Here is a 13032-nt window from a genome sequence, read left to right on the forward strand (position 1 = left end):
GGAAGTAAGCGGATGATAATATGATACCGTGTCTCTCAGGGGGAATTATCCGTCTGTCTGTGGGGTGTCCAGCCGAACAGCGAGTGCTTCAATGTCTCTGAATTCCGTTGTTGAGAGTGTAACGTCCAGAATTATCGAGCGGTCCAAGACGTCCCGCCGTCGTTACCTCACTCTTATGGAGCGTAACCGTGAAAAAGGTGTAGACCGGTCCCGTCTCACGTGCGGGAACCTGGCTCATGCCGTTGCTGCCTCCAGCGCTGCTGATAAGCAGGAGCTGGTTTTTGAGCAGCGTGCTAATTTGGGCATTATTACAACTTATAACGATATGCTTTCTGCCCATGAGCCTTATGCTCATTACCCGGAGCAGATGAAGCTTTTTGCACGTGAGGTTGGGGCTACAGCACAGGTTGCTGGTGGGGCCCCGGCGATGTGCGATGGTGTCACGCAAGGCCAAGAGGGGATGGACCTCTCCCTTTTCTCGCGTGATGTAATTGCACAATCCACCGCCGTAGGGCTGAGCCATGGTATGTATGATGCTGTAGCTCTGCTTGGTATTTGTGATAAAATTGTTCCCGGCTTGTTGATGGGTGCGCTGCGCTTTGGTCATCTGCCGGGTATGTTGATTCCCTCTGGCCCGATGACCTCTGGCCTGCCGAACAAGGAGAAAGTCCGGGTTCGTCAGCTTTATGTTCAAGGGAAGATTGGCAAAGATGAGCTGATGAAGGCCGAGATGGCCTCTTATCATGCCGAGGGGACTTGTACCTTCTACGGGACAGCCAATACCAACCAGATGATGGCCGAGTTCCTTGGGCTTATGATGCCGGATTCGTCCTTCATCCCTGTTGATACGCCACTGCGTCAGGCTGTGACCCGTGCCGGGGTCCATCGTTTGGTGGAGATTAGCACAAAGGGTAAAACCCCACGCCCAATGGCCGAGGTCGTTAATGAGAAGGCCATCGTGAACGCCATTGTTGGTCTGATGGCTACAGGTGGGTCTACCAACCATACGATCCACATCCCCGCCGTGGCGCGTGCTGCGGGTATTATCGTTAATTGGGAAGACTTCTCCGACCTTTCTGCTGCGGTGCCGACCTTGTGTAAGGTGTATCCAAGCGGTCCTTCCGATGTGAACAAGTTTAACGAGGTTGGCGGTTTGCCGACTGTCATTGCTGAACTAGCCGATGCTGGCTTGATCCATCCTGATATTCCCACTGTCTCTGAGAATGGGTTGGAGGATTACGCCAAACGCGCCCTGCTAGGCAATGATAAGAATGTTGTTTACACCCCCGCTAAGCCATCCAGCGATGTTGAGATTCTTCGCGGTGTGAAGGACCCATTCCACCCAGTTGGGGGGATTCAGTTGCTTCAGGGTAATCTGGGTCGCGGCGTGTATAAATCCAGTGCTGTGGCGGATAACCTGCTGACCATTGAGGCCCCGGCCCGCGTCTTTAACTCCCAAACGGCGGTGAAGGAAGCGCAAAAGGCTGGTGAGTTGCATCGGGATGTTGTGGTTGTGGTGATTGGCCAAGGCCCGCGCGGCAATGGCATGCCAGAGCTGCATAACTTGATCCCCTCCCTCGGTGTGGAGCTGGACCAAGGCTTTAAGGTGGCATTGGTTACGGATGGCCGCCTCTCTGGTGCGAGTGGTAAGGTCCCCGCTGTGGTGCATGTTGGGCCGGAGGCGCAGGTTGGCGGACCGCTGGCTAAGGTGCGCGATGGCGATATGATCCGCGTTTGTGCCCGTACAGGGCAGTTGGAAGCTCTGGTGGATGAGAAGGAATGGAACGCACGTACGCCGACCAAACCGCATCGCGCCACAGCTGGCACAGGGCGCGAGCTGTTTGCCCTCATGCGTGAGGTGGCACCGTCCGCCGAGCAGGGGGCTTCGCCGATGCAGTTCATGATGGATCGTGAGCTGGATGAAATCGGTGATGATGTTGAGAAAGGAACCGAGGTATGAGCTACATCAAGAGACTGGATGCGGTAATGGACCGCAGCCCGATTATGCCTGTTCTGGTTGTTGAGGATGTGGCTACGGCCCGTCCGATTGCTGAGGCCTTGGTCGCTGGTGGCATCTCCACCCTTGAGGTGACATTGCGTACACCAGCTGCTTTGGAGGTCATCTCTGAGATGTCCAAAGTGGAAGGGGCATTGGTCGGTGCTGGTACGGTGCTGAACCCTAAGCAGATGGACCAGGCTATGAAGGCTGGTGCAAAGTTCATGGTCAGCCCCGGCATCACACCGGCTTTGGTGAAGGAAGCGTTGGACCGTGACGTACCGTACCTCCCCGGTACAGCTAATGCTAGCGACATCATGATGGGTTTGGACCTAGGGCTACGCCGCTTTAAGTTCTTCCCTGCTATGACTAATGGCGGCATCCCGGCATTAAAGGGGCTTTCCGCTGTGTTTGGTAGCTTGGGCGTGCGCTTCTGTCCTACAGGGGGCATTACCGAGGCTACATATAAGGACTGGTTGGCCCTGCCGACAGTCGCTTGCGTTGGTGGCTCTTGGTTGACCGCTGGCAATGCTTCCGCTGAGGAAGTAGCGAAGCGGACAAAGGCTTTGGGCTTGCGCTAAGCTTTAGCCCTTCTCGTCTGAGACGTTAAGGCAAAGCGGGACCATGCGGCTTATGGCTGTGTGGTCCCGTTTTTTATGGGAAAAGTTTGTTGTTTTTAAGTAACAGACTGGTCGGATAATTTCAAAAACATTAGGCTCTTTATTAAGTGATATGCCAATCTCTGATAGAGGTTTGACCTCTTGGTCAGGAGGATTGGTTGCAGGCTATTCGTGCCCATATGACATCTATCATCGGTCTCGCTGGCGTTTTGCTGGTAGCGGTGATGACAACGTTAAATGAGCAAGTCTCCCTCCAAGGTCTTGGTGATATTATGGGGGGGATGGGCCTTAGCCGGGACCCGTCCCGGTGGTTTGTTAGCCTCTATACCTCCGCACAGGTGATTGGGGCAGGGCTCTCCCCATGGATGGCTATTACGTTTAGCTTGCGCCGTTGGGCTTTGTTTGTGCTGGCCCTTGCTCTAAGCAGCATTGTGCCGATGGCTTTTTGCACGATGCCCATAGCCGTTTATAGTTTGCGCAGCGTGCAGGGTTTGGCTGGTGGATTTGCCATCCCTTTGCTGATGTTCTCCATCTTGCGGATTCTGCCTTTTCATCTGCGGGCTTATGGGCTGGTGGCTTATACGCTTGTCTCCACCTGTTTTCCTTATCTCGGTACGGCTTTGGCTGGGATATGGACGGATTTTTTCAGTTGGCGGTTTATCTTCTTGCAAGCTATCCCGTTAGGCGCGTTAGCGGGGGCATGTATTTGGTATGGTATGCCTGTTACGGAGCCACAACATCATCGCTTAAAGCGGTTTAATGGTTATGGCTTGCTATTTTTTGTTATAGCCGCTTGGTGCCTAACAACGGTGCTGTCCCTTGGTGATTGGCTGGACTGGTTCAATTCATCCCTTATTTGCGTCTTGAGTGTGATTGGTGTCGCAGCCATCCCCCTTTTGGTGTGGAATGAATGGCGGCATCCTTTGCCTTTTTTCCGCTTTCAACTTCTCAGTCGGAATAATTATTTCTACGGGGTAGGGGGGATTAGCCTCTTTGTGGTGGTCTCACTCTCTGCCTCGGCTGTGCCTTTGCAGTTTCTGACAAAGATAGTGGGCTATCGGCCGGAGCAAAGCTATCTCATCACCTTAGAAGTCGCAGCGGTGGAGATATTGGTCGCGCCTTTTGTGGGGTATTTGCTCAATAGGCGGGAGGTGGATTGTCGCATCATCGGCTTTAGCGGCATGGTTTGCATGTTCATCGCCTGTTGTGGGGATTCCCTCGTTACCTCCGTATGGCAACGGCCGGAGTTTTATCTCTGGCAGTTTTTGCAAGGCATAGGCGGGGTGATGGTGTTGGCCTCCCTGTTGATGATGTCCACCAATGCCGTTGTGGCAGAAGAATCACCTTTTGCCGTTGCGTTGGTGAATATGCCGCGTGCCTTCATGATGGTGGGGGGCACATGGTTGGTGGATTTAGTGACGCGGTGGCGCGGTGGCCTGCATGAGGGCCGCTTGGCAGACCGCTTGGGCCAATATCGGTACGCGCTTGTGCAAGGTAGTAGCCCTTTATTGCAAAGCCCTACGCCTTTTTTACCAGATGGAACACCGCGTTATCGCGGGAGTATGGCGTATCTTAAACAGCAATTTCATCATCAAGCCACTGTGCTGACGTTATCGGATTTATTCTGCGTTTTGGCAGCATTGTTAGTGGTGTTGATGGTTTTTATCCTCATTGTGCCTGTGCGAACTTATCCACCATGGGTTGTATTTGCACCACGAGTTGTGACATCGCCAGAGCAGCCAGAGGCCCAGCGTGGGGAAGGGGTGGAAGAAGAATGACACAACAAGCAGCAGAACATCATGGCCATAAGCAGCAAGGGCGTTTTTTGGGGCAACGCTGGCCGGTCTGGTTAGCGGGGGGGATTCTGGCTCTTTTTGTGGGTGTGATTCTGGCGATTGTGTTCATCCCTGCTGCACGCGTATGGACGAATGATGCGTATGTGACGGCACATTATAGCGTTATCGCCCCGCGTGTACCGGGGCAGGTTGTGGCTGTGGCAGTGGATGATAACCAGAGTGTTCATGCAGGGGATGTGCTGGTCCAGCTCGACCCACGTGATTATCAAACTACATTAGACCAAGCCCGCGCGACCGAGGCGCATGACCGTGCGGTGGTGTTGGATGCTGCTGCTACTGTAGCGCGTCAACCCGCTTTGATTGCCGAGGCTCAAGCGCATGTGGCGCAATTAACCGCGCAGTTGATTTTCGCCCGGCAGAATGCAACCCGTTATGCCCATTTGGCGCGTAATGGTGCGGGGAGCCGCGAGGAGGGCGAGCGCACACGGGCAAGTTTGGATGAGCTGGCAGCGTCCCTCCAAGCCGCGCAAGCGCAATATGCCGCAGCCCAAGCGCAGCTACGTGTGTTGGAGGCTGTGCAGGATTCAGCACGCCGCCAAGTGGAGGTGGATCATGCACGGGTGCATCAGGCAGAGTTGAACCTTTCTTACACCACCATTCGTGCGCCTTTTGATGGCATGGTTGGGGAACGCACCGTTCAGGTGGGAAATTACGTTCCTAATGGGGCGGCGTTGATGGCCCTTGTGCCGATGGACCAACTTTGGATTGAGGCAAATTATCGGGAGTTAGCCCTCCAGCATATGCGCCCCGGCCAGAAGGCCCGCATCCATGTTGATGCTTATGATATTGACCTTGAGGGCGTCGTGGATAGTGTCCCGCCTGCCTCTGGAGCGGCTTTTGCGCCTTTGGCACCAGAAAATGCTACGGGTAATTTTACAAAGATTGTCCAACGTCTGCCGGTGAAAATTACCCTTCTTCCCGGTCAGCCTCATGCACGGCTATTGCGGATGGGGCTTTCGGTCGAGACAACGGTGGAGACGCATTTAGCCAATATTGTGCAGGCTCAAAAGCGGCTTGACCGTGGGGTGACGGATAAATGAGGCAGCGTAGTTTTTGGCTTTTAATAGGCCTATTAGGGCTGGGTGGGTGTATCCGCACGGGGGCGGATTATAAAACCCCAAAAGAGACGGACCAACCTAGTGGCTGGGAGAAAGCGGCTGATGTGCATGAGGCACGGACGCGCGGTTTTATTCATGCAGGGGATGTGGATACGACATGGTGGCAGCAATGGCACGACCCTGTTTTAAATAAATTGGTCGAGCGGCTTTCGCGCGATAATTTGGATATTCGGCAAGCGGCCACGCGGGTGCTTCAAGCTCGTGGGGAGCTTAAAGTAGTCGCCTCGGAAGGGGTGCCGAGCCTAAATTGGGCAGGCTCTTATACATGGACGCAGCAGAGCACCCACGGCTTTCTCACCCTCGCTCAGCCTGCACCGGGGGCGAATTTGCAATATCAGCAATATGCCAATGTTGGTTCAGCCTCGTGGGATATGGATTTATTTGGCCGTATTCGCCGCCTTGTAGAGGCAGGTAAAGCCCGCGTGGTGGAGCAGCAAGCCTATGCGCGTGGGGTGGCGTTGGGACGGCTGGCCGACCTCGTGGAGGCTTATTTGCGCCTTCGTGCTGTGCAGGCACAGATTCACCTTACAGAGCAACATCAAGCCCTTGTGCGGCACGACCTTGCCCTTGTGTTAGCACGGCAGACAGAAGGAGCCGCGAATGACTTGGAGGTCGCGCAGGCGCGTGGGCAGGTGGAGCAAACCGATAGTGCTTTACCCCCTTTACGGGAGATGCAAGCGGCATTGATTAACACGATTGGCGTGATGCTTGCTTTGCCGCCTCGTGCGTTGGAGGGGGAGTTACTGCCTATACGTCCGCAGCTGGACCTCCCTGTTTCGGTCGGGGTTGGGGTGCCATCCAGCCTCGCCCAACGGAGGCCGGATATTATGATGGCTGATGCACGGCTCCATGCCGCTACGGCAGAGGTGGGGGCGGCAAAAGCGGCCTTTTACCCTGATATTAATCTAGCGGGTAATTTAGGAACACAAAGCCTCTCTGCGGGGGATTTCTTCATGCCGGGGGCGAAATATTTTACCCTTGGCCCTACTGTCAATGTACCGATTTTTGAGGGGGGACGTTTACGCGGCACCTTGGCTTTGCGTAAGGCGGAGCAGCAGGAGATAGCCCTTGCTTACCGGCAAACAGTCTTAGAGGCATGGCGGGATGTTGATGATGCAATTACCCGTATGGCGCAACTCCAGCTACGGTATCAGCATATCATGGAGCTTGTTCGTCAGAATCGTAAAGCCTATGAGGCAGCACGGCTGCAATATCGGGATGGTGCGGTGCCTTTCTTAGAGGTGGACCGCGCGGAATCCATGTTGCTTTCCAGCCAAGTGGTGGAGGCAGAACTCCATATGCAAACAGCGTTAGCCGCTGTGGGCCTCTATCGTGCTTTGGGTGGTGGATGGCAAACGATGATGGCGACAACAGAGCAGCGCATGATAGGTAATCATGCGCATGAGAGCCAGATTGAACATCAAGAATAACCCTTAAAGAGGCTTTTTAGCGCGGATGGTTCTGAATCTATCTTGCACAGGAGGGAGGGGGGCGATATGCCAAAACCATGACTGATACACGCTTCTCCCCTCGTCGTGCCCTTCTTTCTGTCTCCGATAAGACTGGGTTGGTTGTACTCGCTCATGCCCTCATCGCAAAGGGGGTGGAAATCCTCTCGACAGGAGGGTCCGCTCGCACATTGCGCGATGCTGGCCTGCCGGTGAAGGAGGTCTCCGACCATACAGGCTTCCCCGAGATTTTGGATGGCCGTGTTAAGACGCTCGTACCGTGGATTCATGGTGGTATTCTTGGCCGCCGGGATAAGGCAGAGCATCAAGCGCAAATGCAGGAACATGGGATTGCCCCGATTGATTTGGTTTGTGTCAATCTTTACCCATTTGCAGCGACTGTCGCTTCCGGCGCGGATGAAGAACAATGTGTCGAGAATATTGATATTGGCGGCCCGGCTATGGTGCGCGCGGCGGCGAAGAATTTTGCCTCTGTAGCGATTTTAACAAGCCCAACCCAATATGAAGCGTTTTTGAACGCCCTAGCGCAAGGGGGGACAACCCTAGCAGAACGCCGGGCATGGGCTGCTGCGGCTTATACCCATACAGCAGCATATGATGGGATGATTGCTGCATGGTTCACCCAGCAGGATGATGAGGCAAGCAAAATAAATGGCGTGAGCTTACCGCCTGTTCTTACCCTCTCTGGCCAGCGTGATACGCTTTTGCGTTACGGTGAGAATCCTCATCAAGCAGCAGCGTTTTATCGGGATGGTAGTACGCGGCCGGGTCTTGCTACAGCACGGCAGATTCAGGGGAAGGCTCTAAGCTATAATAACCTGAATGATACTGATGCCGCTTTTGAGGCTGTAGCAGAGTTTGAAGCCCCTACAGTGGTGATTGTGAAGCATGCAAACCCTTGCGGTGTTGCGTCCGCTGGGAGTGTTGTGGAGGCATGGAAGGCCGCCTTACGCTGTGACCCAGTCTCTGCCTTTGGGGGGATTGTCGCGTTGAACCGGACGCTAGATGAAGCAACAGCGGAGCAGATTAGTGCCATCTTTACCGAGGTGATTGTCGCCCCAGATGCAGAGGAAGGGGCAAAGGCTATTCTTGCGAAGAAGAAGAATCTTCGTCTCTTGCTGACAGGTGGCGTGCCAGAGGCACAAGCACCGGGGCTGTCCTTCCGCTCGGTTTCGGGTGGGTTCTTAGCTCAGAGCCGGGATAATGGCCATGTCACGGAGGATATGCTGAAGGTCGTCACCAAGCGTCAGCCAAGCAAGGAGGAGATGGCGGACCTCCTTTTTGCTTTCCGCGTTGCCAAACATGTGAAGTCTAATGCCGTGATTTATGTGAAGGATCAGGCTACGGTTGGCATTGGTGCGGGGCAGATGTCCCGTGTGGATAGTGCGCGTATTGCAGCGCGTAAAAGTGAGGATGCCGCACAGGCTGCGGGGGAGACTGATGCTTTGACAAAAGGCTCTGTTGCTGCTTCTGATGCCTTCTTCCCCTTTGCTGATGGGCTAGAGAGCGTGGTAGCAGCCGGGGCTACGGCGGTGATTCAACCTGGTGGTTCCATCCGTGACCAAGAGGTGATTGATGCTGCTGATAAAGCAGGGATTGCGATGGTCTTTACGGGTATGCGGCATTTTAGGCACTAAGGAGCATGTGATGATCGCTCGTTTTTCTGCATTTTTTGTCATCATGATGGGCTTACTCGGCATGATGCCGGCTTTCGCCCATGCTGCGGAATGTCAGTATGATGTGCGGCCCTTGCCTGTTTTTACAGGGACAGTAAGCCGCATTACGGGCGATGGCGTGCTTTTTACCGATGGGCGTACAGTCGTCATGCCGGAATCTCTTTTGCCTTTTGTACGGTTGGATAAAGAGGTGAAGTTGCATGGTCTGCTCAGCCTTGATGGGCATAAGATTTGGATGCTGGCCCTTTATGATAAAGAGCAGCTTATTTGCCCATCCGCGTTGGATGTCCGCAAAGGGGCTTATCCCGGCTCCCCTGCTTATGATGTCATTGAGCATAAGAGTGGTGAATCCCCCTGAGTGCCTCTATGAATATTGCCTTTGTCGCAGCGGGGACGGACGCCGCGCAGGAAGCCCTCACGCGCTTTACGGAGCGTTATGGCAATGTCCCGTTAGAGCAAGCTGAAGTTCTCGTCTGCTTAGGCGGCGATGGCTTCATGCTGGAGACATTATTGCAAATTATTGGGCGTAATATCCCTGTCTTTGGTATGAATTACGGGACGGTTGGTTTTTTGATGAACCATCCAGAGGAGGATCAGCTCCCTCAACGTCTAGCTTATGCTCAGCATACGGAGATCGCCCCGCTGCATATGTGGGCGCGCACCACAGCGGGTGAGATGCATGAGGGTGTCGGCTTTAATGATGTGTTCCTTTACCGCGAGACACGCCAGACGGTTCATATCGGTATAGAGGTTGATGGCCGCGTGCGGATGCCGCGCTTAACTTGTGATGGCGTTATTCTGGCTACTCCAGCGGGATCAACTGCTTATAATCGTTCTGCTCATGGGCCGATTATTCCTTTAGGGGCGGAGCTTTTATCCCTTACACCAATATCGCCTTTTCAGCCGCGCCATTGGCGGGGGGCGTTATTGCCAGCGGATGTAACTGTACGCTTTACTTTGGCAGATACCAAAAAACGCCCCGCCTCTGCCGTTGCCGGGCCGGAGGAAATACGCGATGTGGAGGAGGTTATCGTCCGGTTAGACCAAGAGAAGAAAGTTACTCTACTGTTCGACCCTGACCATAGCCTATCGGAACGGATTATTGCTGAACAATTTGCTGAATAAATTGTACATAATTAAAAATAATGCTGTGACATTTTATTTAATGGATAGTTTTTGATGGGAGGACCCGTTATAGCTATTCAATATGTTCTGTTTAGGTAATGATTCCGTTGGAGAGATAAAATGCGTGGAACAATTCTAAATTATGATATTCGCATTGGTGAAGGGCTGATTAGCGGTGATGATGGCAAGCGTTATACGTTTAAGGGAAGCAGCTTTGGCTCTGACAATGTTTTTTTAAAAAACGGAGTCGCTGTGGATTTTGAAGTAGAGAATGATGAGGCACTCTCTATTTTTGTCGTACCAGGAACAGGCCAGACATCAACAAATGATATTTTCGAGGGGATTGGCGGTAAGTCTAAAATGGTTGCCGGGCTTCTTGCTCTCTTTGTGGGTGGGCTTGGTGTCCATAAGTTCTATTTAGGTTATAAACGAGCAGGCATTATTATGCTTTTGGTGACTATTTTTGGGATTATCTTGCTAGGGATTCCAAGTATTATTATTGGGATTATTGCCTTTGTTGAAGGGATTATTTACCTCACAAGGTCTGATGAGGGTTTTTATCGAACATATGTGCAAAATCGCCGGGAGTGGTTTTAACCCTATCGGCTGTGGAGAGATGAAAATAGAAAGCCCGGCAGGCCTTCCCCTGCCGGGCTTTGCTGTAAGGACTTTACGATGAGACCTGTTTAATATGCAGGGGTCAGGAGGGGTTTACCGCTGAAATAGGCGTGCAAATTATCAATGATATTTTGCCCCATTGCTAAGCGTGTCTCTATCGTTGCGGAACCTTGATGGGGTTGAAGGACGACATTCTCCAGCGCGAAAAAGGCCGGATTAATCTTTGGCTCATTCTGAAAGACATCCAGCCCCGCCCCGGCAATGGTTTTGTTTTGGAGGGCAGTGAGCAGGGCGTCCTCATCCACCACGCTACCGCGAGCTGTATTGATGAGGACGCCGTCCTTGCCGAGGGCTTCAAGAATCTCCGCATTAATCAACCCTTTTGTTTGGGCTGTTGCGGGGAGGGTTAGCACCAAAACATCTGCCCAATGGGCAAGAGCTTTTAAATCTGACTCAAAAGCTAGTGGACTATTGGCATGGTGATGGCTACTAAAATAGGCGACCTCCATAGCACTGGCCTGCGCGCGTTGCGCTACTGCTTGGCCAATACGGCCAAACCCGGCAATCCCTAATTTCCGCCCTTTTAGGGAATGGGCGAGGGGTGGCAATGTCCCATCAGCCCATGTGCCTTTGCGTAAAAACGTCTCATTGGCTCTTAGATTACGCTTGAGCGCGAGTAGAAGTAGCATGGCCATATCGGCTACATCATCGGTGGAGATGTCGGTTGTGACAGTGACGCGGATAGCGCGCTTTTTGGCCTCTGTCAGGTCGATGCGGTCTAACCCCACACCATTAACAGCGATGATTTCGAGATTAGGTAAGGCGGCCATGATCTCTGGGGCAACGCCGTAGGAGCCGCCTGTAGCAACTGCCCGAATGGTAGGTGCAACCTCTTTAAGAGCGTCTAACGTGCTGAATTGTAGAAGCGTGAAGTCCTTTGTGAGGGCTTCCATCGTAGGGGCGGGGAGGGGTTCTAAAAGCAGGAGGGGTTGTTTTGGGGACATGATGAAGGACCTTTCAGAGAGAGGAAGACTCTAAATAACGTGCTGCAAGAGCTTTACAGCCAGCTTCCACATCGTGCCATGTGGTCTCAAAACCGGCTTCAGGGCCATAATAGGGGTCGGCTACATCGCGCCGTGTTTCATGAGGGATATGCTCTAATAAAAGGCTGAGTTTCGCTTTGCTTTGGGCAGGCTGCATCTTTTGCAAGGCGGCTAGATGGGAGCGGTCTAAAGCAATGATGTGGTCGAATCGTTCAAAATCTTCTTTACGGACTTGGCGGGCGCGGAGGGGGTCGGCATTCAACCCATGGCGGCGCGCTGTAGCGCGGGCGCGTGGGTCTGGTCGGTCGCCTTCATGCCAATTCCCCGTCCCTGCGGAGTCGATATCTGCCATGAGGCCGCGTTGTTCAATTTCGCGCCGCATAGCGAGTTCTGCCAAGGGAGAGCGGCAAATATTGCCGGTGCAAACAAATAAGAAGGAAGGCGCAGAGGAGAGGCAGCTCATGAATGGGTCATCCAAATAAAAAAGGCTAAGCTGAATATGGCACTTACCGTGCCGAAAAAAAGGACCGAGGCAATTTCGCGCTCCATTATGTGATAACGCATGGCGAGAATGACATTGATAGCCGCACTCGGCATCGCCATAGCAAGAACGCCTTCTTGCATGGTGAGAGTAGGGAGATGCCCAGCAAAGGCTAAAGCGCATACCCCAAGAGGGATGAGAAAATTACGCCCTAAAACCATTAATCCTACAGAGAGGCTAAGGCGGACTTGCCGGGCGCATAACACTACGCCGGAGGCAAAGAGGGCCGTTCCCCCCGTGGCATGGCCGAGTAGTTGGAAGGCATGTGTGAGTGAAACGGGAAGGCCTATACCAAGCAATACGAGCAAGAAGGCCAGCATTGGGGCCCAGACAACAGGCTCTTTGCAGGAATGGAGGAGATGCCCGCCCAGTTCGCGCATGGTGGTATGCCAGCTATAAGGCCCTTCATGCTGACATTGTTGGCGTTGCTGGTCATGATTCATCAAAATGAGGGTCAGGGGGATTTGGCAGAGATTCATCACCAATGAGCCAACGGAGATTGGCACGGCACTGCTAGGGCCAAAGAGCTGCCCTAAAACGGGAATCCCAATAAAGGGGACAGAAGGGCCGGTGATTGTCATGGCGATGAGGGCTGCTTCGCTCTGTCTGCGCTTCATCACCCAACGGAGAAGGCAGAAAAGAACAACATAGATACCAAGCATCGCCACAAGAATGAGTCCCGCTAAAGGCCCAGCGGAGAGAATATGTGCGCGTGGTGTGCTGAGGATGGAGGTAAACAGAGCCAGCGGCAGGGCATAAAGCATCACGAGGCGGATTAAGATGCTTGCCTGTTGGGAGTCAAAATCCCGCCGCCAAGCCGCCACATAACCCAGCCCTAATGTAATTAATATGGGCAGGATGGCATTTATAATTGTCAGGAAAAGGGCTGTTGTCATAGCGGCCATCAATCCTGCCTTGGGGTGGAGAGATAACCCTATGATTTTTTGCAGAATAAGGGAAGGGAGCGTGT

At 53.2% G+C, this 13032-nt stretch carries 12 protein-coding genes; 9 read left to right on the top strand and 3 right to left on the bottom strand.

Annotated features, from left to right (window positions below; genetic code table 11):
• Positions 1-91 precede the first annotated feature (91 nt).
• The 9 genes from edd to NQF64_RS07140 all read left to right on the top strand — a co-directional run bounded on the left by edd (position 92) and on the right by NQF64_RS07140 (position 10457).
• Positions 92-1960, top strand: a complete 1869-nt coding sequence (edd, locus tag NQF64_RS07100) for a phosphogluconate dehydratase (protein WP_266106926.1) — start codon at positions 92-94, stop codon at positions 1958-1960.
• Positions 1957-2577, top strand: coding sequence for a bifunctional 4-hydroxy-2-oxoglutarate aldolase/2-dehydro-3-deoxy-phosphogluconate aldolase (gene eda / locus NQF64_RS07105; protein ID WP_155579565.1), 621 nt, complete (start codon positions 1957-1959; stop codon positions 2575-2577). Before edd ends, eda begins: the two co-directional genes overlap by 4 nt.
• Before the next feature lie 197 nt (positions 2578-2774).
• The gene (locus NQF64_RS07110; RefSeq protein ID WP_266106927.1) at positions 2775-4394 is read left to right on the top strand and encodes an MFS transporter; all 1620 of its coding nucleotides are present in this window, start codon (positions 2775-2777) and stop codon (positions 4392-4394) included.
• Entirely contained in the window at positions 4391-5512 is a 1122-nt protein-coding gene (locus NQF64_RS07115) for an efflux RND transporter periplasmic adaptor subunit (RefSeq protein ID WP_266106928.1), read from the top strand. The genes NQF64_RS07110 and NQF64_RS07115 overlap by 4 nt, the downstream gene beginning before the upstream one ends.
• Entirely contained in the window at positions 5509-7020 is a 1512-nt protein-coding gene (locus NQF64_RS07120) for an efflux transporter outer membrane subunit (RefSeq protein WP_266106929.1), read from the top strand. Before NQF64_RS07115 ends, NQF64_RS07120 begins: the two co-directional genes overlap by 4 nt.
• Positions 7021-7097: 77 nt before the next feature.
• Positions 7098-8696, top strand: coding sequence for a bifunctional phosphoribosylaminoimidazolecarboxamide formyltransferase/IMP cyclohydrolase (purH, locus tag NQF64_RS07125; RefSeq protein WP_266106930.1), 1599 nt, complete (start codon positions 7098-7100; stop codon positions 8694-8696).
• A 10-nt stretch (positions 8697-8706) separates the two neighbouring features.
• Entirely contained in the window at positions 8707-9093 is a 387-nt protein-coding gene (locus NQF64_RS07130; protein WP_155579561.1) for a hypothetical protein, read from the top strand.
• Positions 9094-9101: 8 nt separating this feature from the next.
• Positions 9102-9860, top strand: a complete 759-nt coding sequence (locus NQF64_RS07135) for an NAD kinase (protein WP_099026858.1) — start codon at positions 9102-9104, stop codon at positions 9858-9860.
• Positions 9861-9980: 120 nt separating this feature from the next.
• Complete coding sequence (locus NQF64_RS07140; protein WP_266106931.1) at positions 9981-10457, top strand: TM2 domain-containing protein; 477 nt, start codon at positions 9981-9983, stop codon at positions 10455-10457.
• 89 nt (positions 10458-10546) lie between these two features.
• Here the strand turns inward: NQF64_RS07140 and NQF64_RS07145 are convergent, their stop codons facing one another.
• The 3 genes from NQF64_RS07145 to NQF64_RS07155 are packed head-to-tail and all read right to left on the bottom strand — an operon-like array spanning position 10547 to position 12958.
• Positions 10547-11482: a 2-hydroxyacid dehydrogenase gene (locus tag NQF64_RS07145; RefSeq protein ID WP_266106932.1), complete on the bottom strand. Its 936-nt coding sequence runs from the start codon at positions 11480-11482 to the stop codon at positions 10547-10549.
• Between the two features lie 13 nt (positions 11483-11495).
• A complete protein-coding gene (locus NQF64_RS07150) occupies positions 11496-11984 on the bottom strand; it encodes a low molecular weight protein-tyrosine-phosphatase (RefSeq protein ID WP_155573656.1) in 489 nt (162 codons plus the stop codon).
• Positions 11981-12958, bottom strand: a complete 978-nt coding sequence (locus NQF64_RS07155; RefSeq protein ID WP_155573655.1) for an AEC family transporter — start codon at positions 12956-12958, stop codon at positions 11981-11983. Before NQF64_RS07155 ends, NQF64_RS07150 begins: the two co-directional genes overlap by 4 nt.
• Positions 12959-13032 lie beyond the last annotated feature (74 nt).

Origin of the sequence: Bombella saccharophila, from assembly GCF_026385475.1 — a bacterium.
GTDB classification, from domain to species: domain Bacteria; phylum Pseudomonadota; class Alphaproteobacteria; order Acetobacterales; family Acetobacteraceae; genus Bombella; species Bombella saccharophila.